Origin of the sequence: Thermosipho sp. 1070, assembly GCF_001682135.1 — a bacterium.
Classification (GTDB): Bacteria; Thermotogota; Thermotogae; order Thermotogales; family Fervidobacteriaceae; genus Thermosipho; species Thermosipho affectus.
Map to the genome: position 1 here is coordinate 428,706 of NZ_CP007121.1, position 21,784 is coordinate 450,489.

Here is a 21,784-nt window from a genome sequence, read left to right on the forward strand (position 1 = left end):
AAAAATCTTCAGCCTTTATAGTAATTTTCTCCACAAATTTGTAAAAAATCTCAAGAAAATTACTACGAATGTTTTCACAGTCAACAAATGAAAAACAATTCCTTCTCGATACTAACACCTAAAACGCTTCCAGACTAGATAAAAAAAGGTAGAACCATTTTCGGTTCCACCTTTTTCTGGTAGCGGGGGCAGGATTTGAACCTGCGGCCTTTGGGTTATGAGCCCAACGAGCTTCCAGACTGCTCCACCCCGCATCGTATATAACAACACTGCTATTATTCTCAAGTGGTGCCGGGGATCGGACTCGAACCGACACGGAGGTGTAACCCCCAGCGGATTTTAAGTCCGCTGCGTCTCCCAATTCCGCCACCCCGGCGTCACCGTAATTTATTTTAACATAAAATGTAAAATAGTCAATACCTTTTGAAGAGTGTTTCAAAAAATAGGATTATATAAAACAAATCTGAGGAAAAATCAAATAAAAAATTGCTTTGAAATACTGCCAAAGCTATTTTCTATCTACAGATTATAAAAAAACACCTATAGTGCACCACGTGCTAAATTTTTAGTTTTTATTTGTAATATACATGATATCGGAAAAGTTATATTTAGTACTGTACAAAACAAACATTTAAAATCTTTTTTTTATATGATCAACAATTTCCTTTTCAGACATAACATTAAATTCATATTGTTTTTTTGAAAGTTTATAACTTTCAAAGTTTATTCTTATTCCTTTTAGACTCTCCTTCATCCACTTCCTTATTTTATTATATTCCCCATTACTAATAAATTCCCTACCATAAAATGGGGTTTTTTTCTTTGGAATCAAAGGATTAACACTTAAAGTTATTGATTTATACCCCATTTTTTTTACTTTCTCTAAAAAAGACTTTAATTCTACAAAATCAGATAATTCCTCACCTACACCAACTATATAATACATCTTTATACTGTTAAAACTTACTTTTCTTCCAATATCAAGTGCAAATAACAAATCATCCTCATCTATATCCTTCAACATTAAATTTCTAATTCTTTGTGAAACCCCTTCAGGTGCAATGGTAAAGCTTTTTTGACCACTATCTTTTAACAATCTCAACAGTCTCTCAGAGATACCATCCGCCCTCATAGATGAAACGGAAAACTTTATATTATATCCCTCTAAAATATCCAATAATTCATCCAACCATGGATAATCTGTTATTGTAGCACTAATTATTCCAATTGGATAAGTTTCATTTTTTAAAAATTCTTCTATAACATTTGGATGTACAAACTTTACCGGCTTTTTATTATACCCCATCACACAAAAATTGCATCTTCTAATACATCCCCTACCAATTTCTAGAAGCTTTTTTTCACCAAATTCGGAAAATCGTGTTACAAAATGAGAAACAGGGAGTTTTTTTCCAATATCAAAGTTTGTCACTTTATCTTCCCATTTTAATCTTTTAAAATATTCCAATCCTTCTTTCCTACTTTTTAATAAAATTCGAATTCCCTCTGAAACTTCTTTAACCTTATCTTCTAAATCTCCAACAATTATTACATCTGCAATGGGTTTAATCAACTCTTCGTTAAAAAATGTAATTGCTCCACCAATCACAATAACTGGTGAATCTTCATCTCTCTCATTGGCAAGCAATGGTATTCCAAGTTTTTTTAAAATATCCAAAATATTCTCAAAATCAAGCTCAAAATGCAGAGAAAATAACAAAATTCTATTTTCATCTAACGGTTTAAAAGATTCAACGGAATAAAATTTTCTAAACCACTTTTCATAGAAATAACGCTCTGGGTATATACCACTTTCCCAAAATAGTTGTTGCACCCAACTCCACGAAAGAGATGATGCAGCTACTGTATAATTATTTGGAAAAACTAAGGCAACCCCCTGGTTGCCCATAAATTCTTTGAATCTTTTTTCAGAATCACTAAATTTTTTAACATGTGAATATTCTAGAAAATCATCTTTTTTACGTGGCTTCCTCAACTGCTTTCCTCCTAAGATAATTTCTTGAAACTACAACCCTAACAAATTCTGCCTCAGCGACTTTTTTATTATCTTTCGTCAAAATTCCAGAAAAATATATATAATTTCCATCAATTTTCGTAACTCTAACTCCCAAAACCAATTTATCACCAACCATCACGGGAAATATTTGTTTTACCTTCACACTCAAAACAACTGAAATCAAATCTTCTGGTAATACTTCTAATAAAATTTCATATCCCACTCTTACAAATTGTTTAATAATACCGGAAGTTGAAACAAAATGATAATTTCTCATTTCATCATCTTCGTCCCAAATATAAGAATCATCGGGAACAAACTCTATAGTTTTACTTATCCCCTCTATCTTCCTCCACAACACTATCATCCCCCTTAAGTAACTTCCTTAACTCTTCTCCACTAATTTCTTCTCTTTCTAACAAAATTCGAGCAAGTTCATCTAATTTTTCTCTATGTTTATTTAATATTTCTTTTGCCCTGTTATAACATGTGTTTACGATATTTTGCACTTCACTATCAATTAATTTTGCAACTTCTTCACTGTAATTTCTCATCCTTGTAATTTCTTTCCCCAAAAATACTTCTTGTTCCGTCTTTCCCCAAGCAAGTGGTCCAAAGTTATCACTCATACCAAGTTCACAAACCATTTTTCTTGCTATTTCCGTTGCTCTCTCAATATCATTTGCCGCACCACTTGTTATATCGTGAAAAACTATTTCTTCTGCCGCCCTTCCTCCCAACAAAGCTGTTATATTATCCATTAGTTCGTTTTTACTAATAAGGTACTTATCCTCTGCGGGAAGATGCAATGTAAATCCCAACGCTTTATAACCCCTAGGTATTATAGACACCTTATGAACCGGGTCAGAATTTGGTAATTCTGTTCCGACTATGGCGTGCCCTAACTCATGATACGCAACAATTTCCTTTTGCTTATTCGAAATCAATCTCGATTTTCTTGCAGGGCCAGCAATCACCCTATCAATAGCTTCTTCAAAATCATCCATAGTCATTTGTACCCTACCATCTCTTGCTGCAAGAAGTGCTGCTTCATTAACGAGATTTTCCAAATCCGCCCCAACAAATCCCGTCGTCCTTTTTGCCAAAATCCTTACATCTACATCTTCAGATATAGGTTTACCCCTAAGATGTATTTTTAAAATTTCTTCCCTTCCTTTTACATCTGGTGGGTCAACCACTACTTTTTTATCAAATCTTCCCGGTCTTAAAAGAGCGGGATCTAATATATCTGGTCTATTCGTTGCCGCCATCACGACTATTCCTTCTTTTACGTCAAACCCATCCATTTCCACCAAAAGTTGATTTAACGTTTGCTCCCTTTCATCATGTCCACCACCAAGTCCAGCTCCCCTATGTCTTCCAACGGCATCTATTTCATCGATAAACACAATACACGGTGCATTAGATTTTGCTTGGTTAAACAAGTCCCTAACTCTTGCTGCACCTACACCAACAAATAACTCCACAAAATCAGAACCACTTATATGAAAGAAAGGCACATTTGCTTCTCCCGCTACTGCTCTTGCAAGCAATGTTTTTCCAGTTCCCGGAGGTCCAACAAGCAAAACTCCTTTAGGCATCCTTGCACCTATTTTGTTAAATTTTCCAGGATTCTTTAAAAAGTCAACTATTTCCTGTAATTCTTCAACTGCTTCGTCCACACCTGCAACATCTTTAAAGGTTATCTTTTTCTTACCTGGAACCACCTTTTCGGCTCTACTTTTGGTAAAAGTAAACGCCTGATTATTTTTTCCTCCTAATCCCTTTATTAAAAAGCTAAACATAAAAAGCATTAAAATGAAAAATAGTAAATTTCCTACAATATTAACCCAAAAAGAACTATCTACACTTTTTTCACCATTTACGATTATTCCCTTATTAACCATTTTATTAATAAGGTCCATATCGTATTTAACCCATGGTGCATAAACGTTATACCTCTTTCCAGAAATAGTTCTTAATATTACACTTCCATCATCTTTTATCGTAACTTCTGCAATATCACCGGTATCTGATTCTAGTCTTTTAACAAAATCACTATACCTCATAGATGTTTCTGAGGTATTACTGTTGAAAAACACCCCCTCAAGTATCCAAAAAATACTTAAAATTATTAAAAGCCCTACAATTATTGATCCAATTCCTTTATTCAAAATAATAAACCTCCTTTCACATTCACAGATAATCCTTCTTTAGAGACACTTTCTTTATCAACGTAAACACCTGGAACAAAAAACACCGTTTCATTATCCACAAAAACGGGTATAATTCTCCTAATAAATGATGGGATCTTTTTCCTCACAAACATTTCCTTTAACTTTTTACCCCCTTTTATCTTATCTCCAAACTTCCAATTTCTTATAACAAAAGAACTCTTATTAAATATTATACCATCTTTGTCATTTTTTCCAATTTTTATATTAAAAGGTTCTACATAAATTTCCTGTGGAGCATTTATTTCGTAACGAAATTTTCTACTTAAAAAATCACCCAAAAAACCATACCCATACGATATTTCCACCCCATAATTTCCCCAAAAATTAACTTTAAAGGTTGTTTTGGAAAGATTTTTCTTCAGTCTATCAAGTTTTTCCTTATCAGGGGCAACTCCATAGTGTTTTAATGTCTGTCGTCTTACAAATTCAATTAAAACATAATCATCATCTGGTATCTTAAAAAGTATTCCATTTAAAAGTGGTACACTCTCTAAATTTATTTTTTTATCCACGAACTTTTCCAGTTCCCATAAATTCTCTACAAATCTAAAAACAGCCACCTCAAATGCCGGATTTATTTTTTTAAACTTTGGAACTATCTCATGTCTTATAAAATTTCTTGTGTATTTTACATCGTAATTTGTTTTATCTACCACAAAATCTATGTTATTTTCTTTTGCAAAAGATTCTATTTCAAATCTTGTATAAAAAAGTAAAGGTCTAATTATATCTCCACTTACAGGTTTCATTCCATAAATTCCAAATGGACCAGTCCCCCGTGAAATTCTAAAAAGTACATTTTCAACTAAATCATTCAAATTATGTGCAACTGCAATCTTTTTTACTCCTAATTTTTTCTTAAAGTTTCTCAAAATGCTATATCTTAACTTTCTTGCAGCTTCTTCAAGTGTCAATTTATTCTCTTTTGCATAACCTAATGCATCAACGCTTGATGTAAAACATGGAATATTTAACCTCTCACAAAATTTTTTCACAAAAATTACCTCATTTTTAGATTCCTTCCTTATACCATGATCAATCGTTGCACAAAAAATTTCTATTCCTATTTTTTCTTTTATCTCATTTAATATGTATAACAAAGTCATAGAATCCACACCACCTGAAACAGCAACCAAAATCTTATCATTTTCCGTGATAACACTATAATCGTTTATCTTCTCGATAAAACTCTCTATCGATAACACATTTTCACCTTCTTTTTATTTGCTAAATTCCACATTAGTAGTGTATAATAAAATTGATAAAATTAAAAGGAGGTTTTCATGTATGAAAGAATTAATAAAAAAACTTACCGAAACACATAGTCCAAGCGGTCGAGAAGAGAAAATTAGAAAAGTAATCCTCTCTGAGCTAGAAGGTTACATCGACGGTTATAAAGTAGATAAATTGGGAAATTTAATTGTCTGGAAAAACGGTTCATCTGGCAAAAAAATACTTTTAGATGCACATATGGACGAGATTGGGGTAGTAGTAACAAACATAGATGATAACGGATTTTTAAAAATTGACATGGTGGGTGGTGTATCACCTTATACGATCTTTCGTTCAAAAGTTAGATTTGGTAATGTTGTAGGTATAGTTGATGTTGAAGGAGAAACAGGTCAAATTTTAGCGGAAAACATAAAAAATATGTCCTTTGACAAAATATACGTAGATATAGGGGCAAAGTCAAAGGAAGAAGCAGAAAAAATTTGTCCTATAGGAACTTTTGGAACCTTTGATGGATACTTCATTGAAAACGGCGATTATTTCATCTCAAAATCAATGGATGATAGAATTGGTTGCGCAGTAATAATAGAAGTGTTTAAAAAACTTAAAAATACAAAAAATTCGGTATATGGAGTATTTGCAGTGCAAGAAGAAGTTGGAATAATAGGCGCAAGAGTTGCGGGCTATGATATTGATCCAGATGTGGCTATAGCAATTGATGTTACCGCCGCAGGTGATACTCCAAAAGCAAATAAAAGAGTATCAATGAAATTGGGAAGTGGAGCATGTATAAAGGTAAAGGACGGATATTCAATTAGTGATAAAGAAATGGTAAACGTATTAAGAGATCTTGCAGAAAAATACAATATACCATATCAAATGGAAGTTTTAATTTACGGTGGAACAGATGCACGTGGATATCAAAACACAAAAGCAGGTATTCCAAGTGCAACTATTTCTATTGCCACAAGGTATATTCACACACCAAACGAAATGGTACACAAAAAGGATGTAGAAGCCACTATTGAGTTGATTTTGAAATACGTAGAGGAGGGAATTTAAGCTGCGTTCTTTTACACCCTTGGAATTAAAAATACTAAGCACTCTTATACTTATTTTATCTTTAATAACATTACTACTTCTAATATCAACTATTTATCTGTACATCAAAAAATCTTCTGTAAACGTAGATGTTGTATACATTCCAAAAAAACTTGAATTCAGAAATGTAACTGGGAGTGAAAAGCTCCCAGATTTTTCATTAGATTCCACAACTACTATGATCAAATTTGAAACATTTAATTATGATAAACTGTTAGTACATTCACTTGATATCTTAGAATACAGCACAGATGTTTCCACCTTTGTGGTAGACTCACAAAATGCCCTTAAAATAGTAAAGTTAAGTAAAAATTTTTTAATCAACAAGTTATCAGAGGATACATACTTTTTAGTAGTACCATCAAAGATAAGGCTCCCAGGTCTTCTTGCCGGAAAAAGTGTATACACAATATTCTTAAAAACAGGTGAAAATGCAGAACCTATTTTTAGAGATATTCTAAATCTAAGATCAAATGGCTTTTCATCATTTGCAATAAAATTTAAAAGGAATAATAAAATCTTCTATTCACTTTGTTTAGGCGCTTTTCCAGATATCGATTCTGCTAAAGAATATTTAAACAATTTAAACGTAAAAGAATTAAAAATATATACATATAGGCCATACGCAGGGAGAATAACACATTAAGGAGGAAGAAAATGGAGATAATTCTTGGAATCATACAAGGTCTTACCGAATTTTTACCCGTTTCAAGTTCTGGACACTTAAGTATGTTCTCAAAAATTCTAAACATAGATTCAAATTTATCTATTTTTGCACTTTTACATCTTGCAACATTAGCCGCAATTATAATTTTTGTATGGAAAGAATTATTTGAAATAATAAAAGGATTTTTTAAATTTGAAAAAAATTATATAAATCTTGTACTTAAAATTATTGTCTCTACAATACCTGCAGCAATTTTTGGTCTTTTATTTGAAAACAAAGTGGAATCTTCCATTTCAAATCTTAAAATTATCTCTTTCTTCTTTTTAGTAACGAGCGCCGCGCTTTTTATTTCCGACAAACTAAAGGGAAAGAAAAATTATTTTGAAATAACATATACCGATGCATTAACAATCGGTTTATTTCAGGCGTTGGCAATATTCCCAGGAATATCAAGAAGTGGATTCACACTATTTGGCGCATTAATGATAGGATTAAAAAGAGAATTAGCGTTAAAATATTCTTTTCTAATAAGTATTCCCGTAATATTAGGGGCAGGTATACTAGGTGTAAAAAACATGTCTATTAATACAATCTATTTAACCTCTGCGCTAGTTGCTTTCATATTCGGTTTATTTAGCTTATTTATACTTAAAAAAGCTACTATCTCAAAAAATCTTAAGATATTTTCCATATATTGTCTATTTGCATCTATTCTCTCATTTATATTAGGGGGGATTTAAATGTTCAAGATACATGCTGATCATCTTTTAACTCCAACGGGAAATACTCCAAAAAAAGGAAAAGAAATGCAAGAATTATTCGAGGCATTTGACGTAGATGTGATAATTGATCATGGAAAAATTTTGGACATAAAAAAGCACAAATCAAAATCTGATTATACAATTAATGCAAAACTTGTAACTCCCGCCTTTGTAGATGCACATACACACATTCCATTCTATGGAAAACGTGCAAATGAATTTTACATGAGAGCACGTGGGAAAACCTACTCTCAAATATTCGAAAAAGGTGGGGGAATTCACAGCAGCGTAAAGATGGTAAGAAACGCAACTGTAGATGAAATAGTAAAAGAAAACATTAAATATTTAAACCTCTTAAAACAAAACGGAATATGTGCAATTGAAGGGAAAAGTGGATACGGTCTTGAAAAAGTAAGTGAAATAAAACAGCTAAAAGCGATATCAATATTAAATGAAATACAGGATGTGAAAGTGATCCCAACATTTTTGGGGTTACATGCAATTCCAAAGGATAGTGATAAAACAGAATATATAAAAAATGTAAAAGAATGGCTAGATGATATCAAAAGTTTCACAAATACAATAGACGTATTTTGCGATAAAGGTGTGTTTCTCCCGGAAGATATTGAGGATTTTTTTAATTTTGCCAAAGAAAGGGGATTTAAATTAAGATTCCATGCAGATGAAATAGCAAATGTCGGTGCAACAAAACTTGCGGTGAAGTTACATGCAGTCTCTGCAGATCATTTATTAAAAATAGATGAAGAAGAAATAGCTTTACTTTCAAAATCAAATACAGTTGCAACATTAATGCCAGGCACAAGTTTCTACCTTGGTGAAACATTTGCAAATGCAAGAAAAATCATTGATAAAGGTGCGGCAGTTGCTTTAGGTTCTGATTTTAATCCTGGTTCATGTCCAATCTTTTCACCATCGTTTGTTATGCATCTTGCCATAAGATTTTTAAAAATGGAACCAGAAGAAATCTTAACAGCTTACACTTTAAACGCTGCACATGTGCTTGGAATTGAAAATGGAAAAATAGAGCCGGGATTTCAATGTGATATTGCCCTTTGGAACACAAATGAATTTTTGGATATTCCCTATATGTTTGATCAAAACTTTCTAAGAGGTATTATAATCAACGGAAAGGTGACTATGTATGAAGTTTTTTAAACGTGCAGACATTGTTTTAATCCTTATAATAGTCCTTTTTTCCGTAATATTTTTTCCAAAAGTTAGTAAAAATTCCATTTTCGTGGTAAAAGTTAACGGGGAACTCTATTTAAAACTAACAAAACCCGGAGCATACAAAATAAAAGATAACAATGGAAAAGTCCTTTCAATTGTACACTTTGACGGCGAAAAAGCTTGGATAACAGATTCAACTTGTCCTTTAAAGATTTGCGAAAAAACTGGTAAAATAGACAAAGGAGGAAAAATAATTTGTGTTCCAAACAAGATAGTCGTAGAATCGAAAGAACAAGAATTACAAACCTGGTAATATACGCCCTTTTGGTGTCAATATCTTCCGTAATGTTTGTTATAGAAAAATACATTCCATATCCTGTACCTGCTGGAAAATGGGGGTTTTCCAATTTTGTAATATTATACACCGTATTAAACATTGGCTTTAAAGGTGGAGTGTTAGTAGGCACTTTAAAAACATTAATTGGAAGTATATTTACCGGAACAATATTTACCCCTCCTTTCTTTATGGGCTTTTTTGGTATAATCGCAGCTGTGACCTTTCAATGGTTATTTTCAAAATTAAATTTTTTTGGATACATTGGAATAAGCGTTATAGGTATGATTGCAAATAACTTTACACAAGTCTTAGTTGGAAGTATAATCATAAGGAGTAACTCTATATTTTCTTTTTTACCACTAATGATTGGACTTGGCATTATTTCTGCAATAATTAATGCCATCCTTGCACAAAAAATGGAGGAGATATTTAATGAATCTAATTTTGGCAACAACATCTCCTAGAAGAATAGACATATTCAAAATGCTAAATATCACGTTCAAAGTGATACCACCAAATATAAACGAAAACATAAATGAAAAAAATCCAGAAGAATTGGTAAAAAAACTTTCACTCACTAAAGCAAAAAGTATTAAAGAAAAAGGTATAATAATTGCAGCAGATACAATTGTCTACTTTAATGGCAAAATTTTTGGAAAACCTAAAGATTACGATGAAGCATACAATATGCTTAAAACCCTTTCAGCAAATTGGCATACAGTATACACTGGAGTAACCATTCTAACAGAAAATGAAACAATCACATTTTGTGAAAAAACAAATGTGAAATTTAAACCTTTAACTGATGAATTGATAAAATACTATATAAATACGTCAAAGCCATTTGATAAAGCAGGTGCATATGGTATCCAAGAGCTTGGTGCTATACTTGTAGAAAAAATAGAGGGGGATTTTTACAACGTTATGGGATTTCCAATTTCAAAAGTCTGGGATATCTTGTGGGATAGGGGGATAATAAATGCTTCCACGGGAAAAACTTCTGGTGGATGGCGCGGAAAAACTTTCTAATTATGAACTAATATCCATTCTAATTAGAACTGGAACAAAAGATAAAAACGTATTTGAACTCTCAAAAAAATTACTCGAATATTTTGACAACAGTCTTCTAAAATTAAGCAAAGCAAGTATAGAAGATTTATGTAATGTAAAAGGACTTGGCAAGGCAAAAGCTGCTACAATATTTGCAGCAATCGAACTCTCAAAAAGACTTTTAAATGAAGAAAGAAAAGGAAAAACATTAAATTCACCTGAATTAGTATACGAATATTGCAAAGATATGAAACAATACGATCAAGAAGTGGTAAGGGTAATAATGCTCAACTCTAAACTTTCAGAAATTACTTCAAAAGATATAACAATCGGACTTATAGACACAAGTCTTGCACATCCCAGGGAAATTTATAGAGAAGCTATTAAAAACTCCGCAGCATACATCATTCTAGTACACAACCACCCATCTGGAGATGTAAAGCCAAGTAAAAATGACAAAGATTTAACTTTTAAAATTAAGGAAGCAGGGGAAATAATAGGTATAAAGTTGCTTGACCATATAATTGTTGGAAATGGATTTTACAGTTTTAAAAAAAATAAATTACTTTAAGGGGTGTCAAAATGGAAAAAGAAGATAAACTAAAAAATATTTTAGAACTCAAAAAAAAATTGGAAAAGGAATTAGTAAAAACTGGGAAAAAGAAAAAAGAAAAGATTAAAAATAATCCTAAAAGCGGCAAAGATATAAAAAAATTAAAAGAAAAACTTATAAAAAAAGCAAACATTTCAAAAGAAGATAGCTACACTATTTTCGATATCAATAAGCAAGATTATGATGCAAGTATTGAAGAAATAATCAACACTTTAAGAAAATTTTCCATCACCGACAAAATATTTCTTGCATTAATAAACATTTTAGAGGGAAATTTCGATGAAGCTAGCAAGTTTTTAAACCAAAATACGGTAATTTCAAAATACAACTTGCTACTTACAAAACTCTATAAAAAGCAAAACATATCAAACGAAATCGTCGAATTTATCAAAAACAATACGCATTCCATATACCCTTATCTATTACTTTTGGAGTATTACATTGCAAATGGATTATCCAAAAACTTTTCAAAAATATTATCTCAACTCTCAAATATAGATAGCTTTTTTAAAATTATCCTCGATGCCTATATGGGGAACCAAATAGATACAAATACCTTAAAAAACATAATTAAAACAAAAGTTTTTCCGTCTCTCACTCTATTTTTCATCAAAAAGAAAAACTTTGAATCAGAAAACACCAAAAGTTTTTGTCTAAACACAAACTACAGTTTAATTGAAGGAAAGATACCACCAAACAGACCATACTGTATAAAATCAGTTTTTGCAAATACCGCCTGGGCACTATTAAATGGCCGTGAAATAAATCTCAATAACCTAAAAAGGTTCGAAAAAACCCCAGAATATAATCTATTTTTTGGTTTCTTCTATTACAACAACAACTTGTTTGAAAAATCAAAGATATTTTTTAGTAAATTTGAAAATCAAGTGGAAAAATACGAAATTAAACTATTTTTTAAGAAAGAAACGTTTGTTGGTTTAAAGCAATTTTATTATATTCCCAGAGGTTATCAAAAAAAATTGAGTGGAAACATATTCGACATTATCCACCAAAATCCAGAGTACGACTTCTACGTTGAATACTTTGATCCAGAAGTTGTTAGGTTATTATTTTCGGAAAAACATTGTAAACTAATATACGGTGATTAATATGAAAAAGATAATATTAATTCTTCAATTGATTTCTATAGTTGCATTTTCAAAATTTTCATTTTTTACCACAAACTATATCGAAAATTTAGAAAATGGGTTACAAATAAACCTAAGTTATGCGTTTGGAAACTGGCAGAAAAGTTATATTCTAAAAGGCGATGGACCTGGAAGGGCTTTAAATCCTGCAGAAAGCGGATTCTATATCTTTGAAAAAATCCCTCCCTATCTAAATTTTGAGATTTTATTTCAAAATAATAATTTTGTGCTCTATACCAATGTACCATTTTCCAAAGAAACAACTGTAAAAATTAAAGATCCTTTCTTAAATTTTTCATTTACATCTTTTGATATGAACGGGCCTGAAAACTTTTTACTTGGATATCTAAAAAAAGATCTATTTATAGGCATCGGAAGATATCCCATTAAATGGGGGGATTCAAAATATCCCATTACAATATCAGATACTACTTTCCAAGATAATCTTACAATTTCAAAAAAATTTGAAAATTTCACTTATACTTACCATTTTATTTCTTCTTTTCCACTTCTAACAAAAGAAGAAAAGCACATTCAAGAAAACTACTACGAAAAACACACACCAAACTTATATTTTTTTGAACCATTTAAAACTATTGTCGCACACAGATTTGAGTTCTTCTTAGATGATTTTAGAATAGCAATAGGTGAGTTAAACGTAGTAGGTGGAAAAGCACCAGATTTAATTGATTTAAATCCACTAATGTTTTTTCACAACACATATGGCGAAGGCTATTCAAACGTCTTATCATCTGTAGATTTTTCGTATAGTTTTAAAAACCTTAAAATATTTGGAGAATTTGCACTTGACGACTATATAACCCCAACAGAAACAGAAGATTACAAACCCAATGCATACGGATATAATTTAGGTATTGAATTTAATCTTGATAATTTTAATATTTGGTTTGAATACGATTTTACAAGCGAGTGGATGTATATTACAAATTACCTTCCGTATTTAAGGATAAACGTAAGACATTTTTATCTTGATAACAATAACAGTCCTGGGAGGGCACTTGCAGATTTTCCACTTGGATTCAGATATGGTCCAGACGCAACAATGGTCTCCATGGGTGGAAATTACAAAATAGAAAATTTAAAAATTTCATTTACATATAATTTTCTTGTCAAAGGTACGGTAAATGATGATGGAAAAATAAGATGGAAGTGGTTTTGGGATGCATGGAATGAAAATGTGTCACCACAAGGTATAAAAATAGAAAAATCAACTGATTTGATGTATAATATTATTGACCTTTTAGTTGTATACAACTTTTTTAAATTTAACATCTTTAAAGTAAACGACAATATACTATTTATTTTTAGTACAGAGGTGAAAATATAATGTTTACAGTGGCATTTTATGTATTAAATATACTAATCTCTTTGATAATAGTACTCTATGGAAAATACAAAAATGAAAAGAGAACAAATTACCTTCACGAAAATAGAAATCCAGATTACAATCCGCTAGTTTCTGTTATAATCCCATGCTATAACGAAGAGGAGGTAATTGAGAACACAATAAAAACTGTAGCAGACAGTAGCTACAAGAATATTGAAATAATAGTGATAGATGATAATTCTAAGGACAAGACATATGAGCTTGCAAAAAAACTCGAAACAAAATACAAAAATTTAAAAGTTATAAAAAAGAAGGGAGAAAAAGGAAAACCACAATCTATAAACGAAGCAATGAAAATCGCAAAAGGTGATATTATACTATTCATAGACGCTGATGCAAGAATTCCAAAAAATTACATTTCATCCCATATCTTTTGCTTTTCAAATCCAAAAGTGGAAATGATCTTTACAAACTTCGAAGCATACAATTTCAAATTTAAACCCGTATTCATTATTCAAGAAATTTATTTCAATTTTGTAAAAACTATTTTCTATTCAAATATAATAGTTAGAATGATATTTATGGGAAATGGTGTCTTCTTTAAAAGAAGTCTTCTTGAAAAAATACTTCCTATTGATCCGAAAACATTAGTTGATGACTTTAGCATGGCCACAAAATTGTCAAAACTAAAAGTAAAAGAATATTATTCTACTTATCCCTATATAAATATCCAATTTGCAACAAATTTCAAAGATTTATGGAAACAACATAAAAGATGGTATATAGGTGGATTTAGAGAAATGTTTCAACGTATAAAAGAGGGAAATTTTTCATTTTTATTCTATTACATGTTGGTAGGATTTATAATTTTCTTACCATTTATATCCATAGTATTAGATATGTTTTTTCACATTGGAATGTTAAAATTTGTTCTAGGATTAATAATTTCAGTATTTATTTTGATGTGGGTTAGTTCTCTTGATAGTAGACAATTTGGTTTTTTCTCACTTGTTTATTCTTTCTTTTACGTACCCATTTTAATGATTTTCGAACTCTTAGTGCTAATTTACAGTTATATTATAGGTCCGTTTAATAAAAAAATTCAGTGGTATAAAGTAAAGAGGGAAAAACTTTAATGAAACTTATGAAAATTTCTGTTGTAATTCCCGTTTTAAACGAAGAAACAAGCCTTGAAAACACGTTAAAAAGCATCAAAAATCAAACGTATAAGAATTTTGAAATTATAGTTGTAGATAACGGAAGTACAGATAAATCCGTAGTGATTGCGAAAAAATACACACAAAATGTACTTTTTGAGAAAAAAAAGGGCCCAATAAATGCAATAGTAAAAGGGTTCAAATATGCAGCTGGAGATATATTGATAACATGCGATGCAGACTCTATATATCCAAAAGATTATTTTGAAAAAATTGTAAAAAAATTCAAAAAGAAGAAAAATCTTTGTGCAATCTATGGACCTTTTCTATTTATCGAAAACAACAAATTCTCAAACTTTTTTGTGTGGCTCTTTTACATAACATCAGATTTTCTTTCAAAAATATTCACAAAGACATATATAGTAGGTGCCGCTAACTTTGCAATAAAAAAAGAGTGCTATCTAAAGTCAGGTGGATACGATACCACAAATAATTTAGCATCAAAAGATTTTCGTCTTGCAAAAAAATTATCCAACCTTGGTAAGGTCTCATTTTCTCCTTTTCTTCTAGTTCTAACATCGAATAGAAGATTTAAAAAAGAAGGATTATTAAAAAGCTTAAAAAAAGCTTTTGATTTATGGGCAGATGTGGCTTTCAATATCAACAAGATAACCTACAGCACTTATTACACAAAAGAATATTACAGGAGGAAGAATGAAAAAGAAAAATAAAATTATTATAGGAATTATTTTATCCATTATTATATCCGGAGTTATCTTGCTCTTTTACAGTTTTTCATTAAACAAAAACATAATAAAAACGATATTTTTTTCGATTAATTACAAAGAATTTTTATGTGCAATTATTCTCGTATTACTGAGCTTTATACTAGACGGCATTAAGCATTATATTGTTTTTAAAACCTTAAATCAAAAAATAAACTTAATATCTTCGATAAACTCATGTTTTGTTACGGGATATTTCTCATCAGTTACACCTTTTTCAATGGGTGGTCAACCTTTTCAAATATACTACTTAAACAAGCATGGGGTTGATTCAGCATATGCTACACAGATCGTATTTCTAAGACTATTTGAAATGATCTCATTAATGTTCTTTATTGATTTAAACTATATTGTTTTTTTATCTAATAAAATTTACGGTATTTCAAATAAAATTATATTTTTAGGATTAATACTGACACTTGCATCCTCAATTGCAATACTTTTTGGAATAGTTTTTCCAAAAACATTTATAAAACTTCTACATACTTTTAAGAAGTGGAATTTTCTTTCAAAAATAGTTAATTTTGAAAGACTGGAAAATTGGTTTCACAAGCTTGATATGGTAATAAAAAAAATATTTAACGAACATAAAAAGTTAATATTAGTGGACTTTATAATGATGTTTTTACTATTAATTTTTCAAAGTTATGTTTTTTACTACTCCATATCAATATTTACAAATATGAATTTAAGCTTTTTTAAGTTTTTTTCCATAACAAACATAGTAAACGCTGTGGCATTTTTGGTTCCAACACCTGGTGCTAGTGGAAGCTTTGAAATAGTGTATACCAATGTTTTATCCGAATTTGCTACAGATAAAGAAGCTATTATTAAAGGCGTATTATTTTATAGATTCCTCTCATATTACCTTCTAATAATAATAGGAACAATTATTTTAATACCTTTAATAAAAAAGAAAACAAACTAATTTTTATTCACTCCATTTAAGAAAATAAACACACTTACAAACCATGAAACTACCAATCCTATTACAACAAGTTCACCGAATTCCTTTAACAATTCGCCTTGTGCAAGCAGAAAACTACCAAACGCTATAACAGTAGTTAAAACAGATACAGTAACGGCTTTTTCCGTTTTCATTATGCTTTCCTTCCCATAAAAAACACTGTGAGACAAATGAACCATACTATCCACACCAATTCCTAAGAAAATGGGAATAATAAGTAAATTCAAAAACGTCAATTCTATTTTAAAAATCAAATATCCTATTCCAATTGTAGACAAAATGGATAATATAACATAAAAAGTTATTTTTAATGATTTTTTTAAACTTTTTTGATCAACAAACAATGTAAATATAATAGCCAAAAAGACAAAGTACACCGCATTTTTTGTAGAATCAACTAAATATACCATAACTTTGTAAAATAATGCAGGATATCCAAAAACCTTTTCACTTTTTAACTCGTTATCAAATATTTTCTTTAAATTGTTATTTTCCCACAAATTGAGCTTTTCTTTTGCATACAATAAAAAGTATCTGTTACCATTTGTATCGTAAAAAAACAACGCTGGAATATCCTTTTCTATACTAGAAACAACATCTTCAAACGTTTTTGCAGATTGCAAAAGTCCCAAAGTTTCAATTAAACTATTGTACAAACCATACTTCTTAAAGACTATATCAAGTATAGGCTCACTAACTATCTGGTTTATCTTCCAATAAAATGCCGGACTTATTTCTTTTAACCTCTCAGGATCATTCATAAATGATAAAATGGAAAATGTGTTAGAAAAATATCTTGAATTTTCTATCTTTTTCTTTATGTTCTTCAACGATTCAAAATCTCTTGCACCCAGCACTATCTGACCTATTCCAAATTCTCCAAACTTTTCCTCTGCAAGTTTTAAAGCTATGTTAAATTCTGAGTTTTTGGGGACAAGTCCGGGAGGAGTATACGAAAAGTTTTTAAAGGCAAAATATGCTCCAAAACTCGTAACAATAACCACACCCCAAACAAAAAAAGTTATAGGTTTAAACCTTCTTGTTAATTCCAAAAATTTGGAAAAATACTCTTTTTTTGGAACTTTAATTCTGTCAAAGAATCTCGAATACAGCGCAGGAATTAAAAAATTCATAAACGTATAAAATACCAATACACCTATTCCGGAAGAAATACCCATTTCTTTTAGTGGACGAGACGGACTTAATGCAAGCGCAAATAAAGAAATAGAAGTTGTAATTGCAGAAATAAACGAAGGTATAAAATTTTCTTTAATAGCTTCAATTATACTTTGCGATGATTTCCCATACAATCTTAAATTTTCATGAATTTTAGCGGTTATATGTATTCCATAATCTATACCAAGTCCCAATAACATTGCATTAACAAAGGATGTAACTATATTTATCTCTTTAAACAAAAACACAATTATCCCCAAACTCGTTCCCATAGCAAGAATCATAACGTATAACAAAAAAAACATAGTACTTGTGCTCCCATACGAAATTAAAAGCAAAATGGAAATCCCTACTAAAGATACCAAAGTAGTAATTTGAAAATCCTTTGACACTTGTAAATTGCCCGTATAATTACTCATTGCTGAACCACTAAAGAGTACATTCACACCAAACTTTTCAGATATATCATCGGCAATTTTCTTTAACTTGGGGATTGCCACACTTAAAAATTTAACATCCGTTACAGGTTTAACCATTGAGAAATTCATTAACATTAGAGTTTTATCATCGGAAATAAGATAATATTTTTTTATTCCACTTCTTGAAAAAAAATCATCTGCAAAATTAGATACCGCAGAAATTGCACTTCCTAAATTTCTCCAAAATCTAAAATCAATCACAGAACGTGGTTCTACATTTACAACTGCATTGTAATAACCAATTATACTGTCAATACTGTTCTCATCCACGGTAAAAATCCCATATTTTATAAGATTTTCCGGATTGTCAAATGCCTCTGCTTTTAAAATGTAACTTGTCTTTTCAAATTTATCTTTCATTTCATATGCAAGTTTACCGGCATTTACACCATTATTTAATTCAATGACTATCAACAAAGTGTTTGAAATCACCTTTTCTTTTGTAAACTTAACTAAATCTTGAAACTCCTTTATATTTTTTGGTGCAAGTTCTGTAAGTTCTGCATTCACCTTTAAATTTATAAGACTATACACGCCAAGAAATAATCCAAAAACCGAAAAAACAATTATTATCAACCTTGAATGATTTATTAAAAACTTTCCAAGGCGTTCTATCAATCATCTCACCCCCATAATAAACACATAGAACGCAAAAAGCCTTAAAATTGCAACTTTTTTTCTACTTTCAAAATCTAATTTTCTAAAATTTGAAATCAAAAAACAAAAAAGAAAAGAAAATCTAGAATCTACGGAGATATGGAAGAACACATTTATTAAAAATATTAGGTAAACAAAAACCGGAACAAATGCATAAAACCAAAAACGGGATAATTCATTAAAAAGAAAGTTTTTTCCATCTAAAGAAGCAATTATACTAAAGACGAGAAAATATATCGCAAAAAATCCCAAAACAAAAGAAGATAGTGTAAATTTTTCAACATGTAATACAAATGAAGAAAGCACATACACAACCAAAAATTCAAAAAAAACCAATATACTTCTAATCATATTTAACAACCCCATATTTTTTCAAAAGTTCTTCTTCAATCTTATTTTTTACATCAAAATTCACACTTTCACCCTTTAACACTTTGATAACTGCTTCTCCAAAGGATAAATTACTTTCACCTTTTCTTATATGTGGAACATAGTAAAACACAAATCTATCGTAAATTAAAGCCTCAAAAAATATACTCCCCCACCAATATTTCCTTAACACATATTTTTTTCTATAATCTACTTTAAAGATTTTAAAATAATATTCCACGCTATCCAAAACTTTTTTACTTTCAACTAAAAAAGGGGAATCACCGTATATCAAGTTTTCGGAAAGTATTTTTTGCATTATTAACATGTTTTTAAATTTTCTTACATAATCAAAGTAAGGATTAACAAATAAGACAAAAGGTGGAGATTGTATTTCTACAATCTCCGAATTTAAGTTCTTTACAACCAAAAAAGAAAGTAAAACAACAACATTAACAAGCAAAATTAAAAGCGAAATAAATGCAATTCTCATTTTTGTTCAAGAAAGTACTGTATTGCCCTCTTAATATAAGGATCATCTATATCCACCTTGGTAAACTCTTTTGTATAATCCACCACTTCTTCTTTGTGTTCTAACCTTGTCGCTTCATCGGTTATATATATATTAGGTTCAATTCCCACTCTATGAATATCTTTTCCGCTTGGTGTTTTGTAGTGTGCTATCGTAATAAACGCAACGCCGCCATTGCTTAATGGGAAGCCCTGTTGAACTGATCCTTTACCAAATGTCTTTTTCCCAATTACAACCGCTCTATTATTTTCTTTAAGTGCACCTGTTACTATTTCAGATGCCGATGCTGAACCTCCATTAACCAATACAACCATAGGTACTCTTGGGAAATTATTACCTTCACTCAAATATCTTTCAATTTTTCCAACCCTTGGTTCAACCGTCACAATTAACTTTTCTTTATCTAAGAACATACTTGCAACATCTATCGCACTATCCAAGTAACCTCCAGGATTATCCCTTAAATCTAGTATTAAAGCTGTAACTCCCTTATCATATATCTTTTTCAAAGCCTCTTCTAACTTTTTAGAAGAAGGTTGATTAAATTGCGTAAGTCTTACATAACCTATTCTTCCCATCTCTGTTTCAACAAATCCATACTTTACAGGAGTAATTTTTATTATCTCTCTAACAATATCAAATTCTAAAACTTCTTCTCCTCTCAACACTGTAAGCTTTACCTTGGTGCCTGGCTCTCCTCTCATCATATTAACTGCATCCATGTATGAAACGTCCTTTACAGGCGTTCCATCTATACTAATAATTAAATCACCTGACTTTAAACCAACTCTCCACGCAGGAGTACCATACATCGGACTAATTATTTTTATCGCCATGGATTTTGGATCATAAGTAACTTCTATCCCCAAGCCTCCATACTCACCTTTATTCTCAATTTCTCTTTCTTTGTAAACTTCACTGTTGTAATAATAACTAAAATCATCCCCCAATCCCTTTATCAATCCATCAATACCTAAATCAATTACTTTGTTCACATCTACGTTGTTCATATCGTAATAATAATTTAAAATATAATACAAAGTTTCGGCAAGAGGTGTTAAACGTTCTTGAAACGTCTTTTCAGTTGCTCCACTTAAAAAAATAGAACCTATAAACAAACCAATAAGAACAAGGGTAATTGTAATATAATTTTTCTTATTCACCAAAAACACCTCCCATTTTTCTCAAAACCTTAGTTGCAAAAACAAGGTAAGTAGTATGTGCCACCATCCTATCAAAAGGCCTTAGCCTCTCCGGATTTGGTTTAAACCTTCTCATTAAATTTTCCCATACTTCAACATCTATAAAAGGATATTCATACAACCTTTCGAGAACTTGTTGGACTTGATTGGTTGTAGGGCAAATTATACCTATCTTTCCTCCACCTTTTAGTGCTTGCCAACATTGCTGGATATAGTTATATGGATCGGGAACATCTAACAACAAAGCATCTATATTCATTTCGTCAAATCCTTGAGCAATATCTCGTAACTTTAACTCAACAAATTTATCCAAGTTCCAGCCTTCCAAATTTTTCTTTGCAAGGTTATAAAAATCCTCTCTTCTTTCATAACCGTAAACCTTTCCTTTGTTTCCCACAATCCTTGCAAAAGCACCACACATTGCGCCACTTCCAACACCAGTGTCTATAACTCTACTACCAGGTTTTATATCCAATTTGAATAATATGTAGGATGCATCTTTAGGATAAACTATTTGCGTTCTCCTCTTCATATTAAATATCAAATCTATATATGTAGGGGGTAATATATAAAAGGTCCTTTCCTTTTTTCCAAAAGAAATGAGATCTCCATATTCTTTTCCTATCAAATCATCCATATTAACATGTCCTAAATGTGTACCTTTTTTCTTTCCCTTTTCCACCGTTATAATAATCTTACTACCATCTTCCCCGTATAATAAGACTTTATCTCCTTCTTTAACCAAGACTTTTCCTCCTCT

General features: G+C 30.7%; 22 protein-coding genes and 2 tRNA genes. 13 read left to right on the forward strand and 11 right to left on the reverse strand.

Annotation, left to right across the window (positions count from 1 at the left end):
- Nucleotides 1–177: 177 nt before the first annotated feature.
- From Y592_RS02125 to tilS, 6 genes are all read right to left on the reverse strand, one after another.
- A tRNA-Met gene (locus tag Y592_RS02125) sits at nucleotides 178–254 on the reverse strand.
- A gap of 32 nt (nucleotides 255–286) precedes the next feature.
- Nucleotides 287–376: transfer RNA gene (locus Y592_RS02130), tRNA-Leu, on the reverse strand.
- Between the two features lie 255 nt (nucleotides 377–631).
- Nucleotides 632–1,996, reverse strand: coding sequence for a B12-binding domain-containing radical SAM protein (locus tag Y592_RS02135; protein WP_075665420.1), 1,365 nt, complete (start codon nucleotides 1,994–1,996; stop codon nucleotides 632–634).
- The gene (locus Y592_RS02140; RefSeq protein WP_232218207.1) at nucleotides 1,980–2,378 is read right to left on the reverse strand and encodes a thioesterase family protein; all 399 of its coding nucleotides are present in this window, start codon (nucleotides 2,376–2,378) and stop codon (nucleotides 1,980–1,982) included. The genes Y592_RS02135 and Y592_RS02140 overlap by 17 nt, the downstream gene beginning before the upstream one ends.
- Complete coding sequence (gene ftsH / locus Y592_RS02145) at nucleotides 2,347–4,191, reverse strand: ATP-dependent zinc metalloprotease FtsH (protein WP_075665421.1); 1,845 nt, start codon at nucleotides 4,189–4,191, stop codon at nucleotides 2,347–2,349. Before ftsH ends, Y592_RS02140 begins: the two co-directional genes overlap by 32 nt.
- Nucleotides 4,188–5,459, reverse strand: coding sequence for a tRNA lysidine(34) synthetase TilS (tilS, locus tag Y592_RS02150; protein ID WP_075665422.1), 1,272 nt, complete (start codon nucleotides 5,457–5,459; stop codon nucleotides 4,188–4,190). Before tilS ends, ftsH begins: the two co-directional genes overlap by 4 nt.
- Before the next feature lie 82 nt (nucleotides 5,460–5,541).
- Between tilS and Y592_RS02155 the strand changes: the two genes are divergently transcribed.
- Genes Y592_RS02155 through Y592_RS02215 form a run of 13 tightly spaced genes read left to right on the forward strand, consistent with a single transcriptional unit; the run spans nucleotide 5,542 to nucleotide 16,570 of the window.
- Nucleotides 5,542–6,546, forward strand: a complete 1,005-nt coding sequence (locus tag Y592_RS02155; RefSeq protein ID WP_075665423.1) for a M42 family metallopeptidase — start codon at nucleotides 5,542–5,544, stop codon at nucleotides 6,544–6,546.
- Between the two features lie 19 nt (nucleotides 6,547–6,565).
- Complete coding sequence (locus Y592_RS02160) at nucleotides 6,566–7,231, forward strand: hypothetical protein (RefSeq protein WP_077287154.1); 666 nt, start codon at nucleotides 6,566–6,568, stop codon at nucleotides 7,229–7,231.
- 11 nt (nucleotides 7,232–7,242) lie between these two features.
- The gene (locus Y592_RS02165; protein ID WP_075665424.1) at nucleotides 7,243–7,992 is read left to right on the forward strand and encodes an undecaprenyl-diphosphate phosphatase; all 750 of its coding nucleotides are present in this window, start codon (nucleotides 7,243–7,245) and stop codon (nucleotides 7,990–7,992) included.
- Entirely contained in the window at nucleotides 7,993–9,189 is a 1,197-nt protein-coding gene (gene hutI / locus Y592_RS02170; RefSeq protein ID WP_075665425.1) for an imidazolonepropionase, read from the forward strand.
- Entirely contained in the window at nucleotides 9,176–9,517 is a 342-nt protein-coding gene (locus tag Y592_RS02175) for a NusG domain II-containing protein (protein WP_075665426.1), read from the forward strand. The genes hutI and Y592_RS02175 overlap by 14 nt, the downstream gene beginning before the upstream one ends.
- 14 nt (nucleotides 9,518–9,531) lie before the next feature.
- Nucleotides 9,532–10,005 (forward strand): Gx transporter family protein, encoded by a 474-nt coding sequence (locus tag Y592_RS02180; RefSeq protein ID WP_255407170.1) that lies wholly within the window; start codon nucleotides 9,532–9,534, stop codon nucleotides 10,003–10,005.
- Entirely contained in the window at nucleotides 9,974–10,570 is a 597-nt protein-coding gene (locus tag Y592_RS02185; protein ID WP_075665427.1) for a Maf family protein, read from the forward strand. The genes Y592_RS02180 and Y592_RS02185 overlap by 32 nt, the downstream gene beginning before the upstream one ends.
- Nucleotides 10,521–11,162: a RadC family protein gene (gene radC / locus Y592_RS02190; RefSeq protein WP_075665428.1), complete on the forward strand. Its 642-nt coding sequence runs from the start codon at nucleotides 10,521–10,523 to the stop codon at nucleotides 11,160–11,162. Before Y592_RS02185 ends, radC begins: the two co-directional genes overlap by 50 nt.
- An 11-nt stretch (nucleotides 11,163–11,173) precedes the next feature.
- On the forward strand, nucleotides 11,174–12,313 hold the full coding sequence (locus Y592_RS02195; protein WP_075665429.1) for a hypothetical protein: 1,140 nt from the start codon (nucleotides 11,174–11,176) through the stop codon (nucleotides 12,311–12,313).
- 1 nt (nucleotide 12,314) lies between these two features.
- Nucleotides 12,315–13,700 carry a hypothetical protein gene (locus Y592_RS02200; protein ID WP_075665430.1) on the forward strand — a complete coding sequence of 462 codons (1,386 nt, stop codon included), beginning with the start codon at nucleotides 12,315–12,317 and terminating at the stop codon, nucleotides 13,698–13,700.
- On the forward strand, nucleotides 13,700–14,836 hold the full coding sequence (locus Y592_RS02205; protein ID WP_232218209.1) for a glycosyltransferase: 1,137 nt from the start codon (nucleotides 13,700–13,702) through the stop codon (nucleotides 14,834–14,836). Before Y592_RS02200 ends, Y592_RS02205 begins: the two co-directional genes overlap by 1 nt.
- On the forward strand, nucleotides 14,836–15,588 hold the full coding sequence (locus Y592_RS02210; protein ID WP_232218210.1) for a glycosyltransferase family 2 protein: 753 nt from the start codon (nucleotides 14,836–14,838) through the stop codon (nucleotides 15,586–15,588). Before Y592_RS02205 ends, Y592_RS02210 begins: the two co-directional genes overlap by 1 nt.
- Nucleotides 15,572–16,570: a lysylphosphatidylglycerol synthase transmembrane domain-containing protein gene (locus Y592_RS02215; RefSeq protein ID WP_075665432.1), complete on the forward strand. Its 999-nt coding sequence runs from the start codon at nucleotides 15,572–15,574 to the stop codon at nucleotides 16,568–16,570. Before Y592_RS02210 ends, Y592_RS02215 begins: the two co-directional genes overlap by 17 nt.
- On the opposite strand, the gene Y592_RS02220 is transcribed toward Y592_RS02215, so the two are convergent.
- The 5 genes from Y592_RS02220 to Y592_RS02240 are packed head-to-tail and all read right to left on the reverse strand — an operon-like array spanning nucleotide 16,567 to nucleotide 21,769.
- Complete coding sequence (locus Y592_RS02220; RefSeq protein WP_075665433.1) at nucleotides 16,567–18,882, reverse strand: efflux RND transporter permease subunit; 2,316 nt, start codon at nucleotides 18,880–18,882, stop codon at nucleotides 16,567–16,569. The two genes, Y592_RS02215 and Y592_RS02220, sit on opposite strands and share 4 nt — an antisense overlap.
- Nucleotides 18,883–19,272: a hypothetical protein gene (locus tag Y592_RS02225; protein WP_075665434.1), complete on the reverse strand. Its 390-nt coding sequence runs from the start codon at nucleotides 19,270–19,272 to the stop codon at nucleotides 18,883–18,885. It lies immediately after the preceding gene.
- Nucleotides 19,265–19,783 carry a hypothetical protein gene (locus Y592_RS02230; protein WP_075665435.1) on the reverse strand — a complete coding sequence of 173 codons (519 nt, stop codon included), beginning with the start codon at nucleotides 19,781–19,783 and terminating at the stop codon, nucleotides 19,265–19,267. Before Y592_RS02230 ends, Y592_RS02225 begins: the two co-directional genes overlap by 8 nt.
- The gene (locus Y592_RS02235) at nucleotides 19,780–20,985 is read right to left on the reverse strand and encodes a S41 family peptidase (RefSeq protein ID WP_075665436.1); all 1,206 of its coding nucleotides are present in this window, start codon (nucleotides 20,983–20,985) and stop codon (nucleotides 19,780–19,782) included. Before Y592_RS02235 ends, Y592_RS02230 begins: the two co-directional genes overlap by 4 nt.
- On the reverse strand, nucleotides 20,978–21,769 hold the full coding sequence (locus Y592_RS02240) for a tRNA (adenine-N1)-methyltransferase (protein WP_075665437.1): 792 nt from the start codon (nucleotides 21,767–21,769) through the stop codon (nucleotides 20,978–20,980). The genes Y592_RS02235 and Y592_RS02240 overlap by 8 nt, the downstream gene beginning before the upstream one ends.
- Nucleotides 21,770–21,784 lie beyond the last annotated feature (15 nt).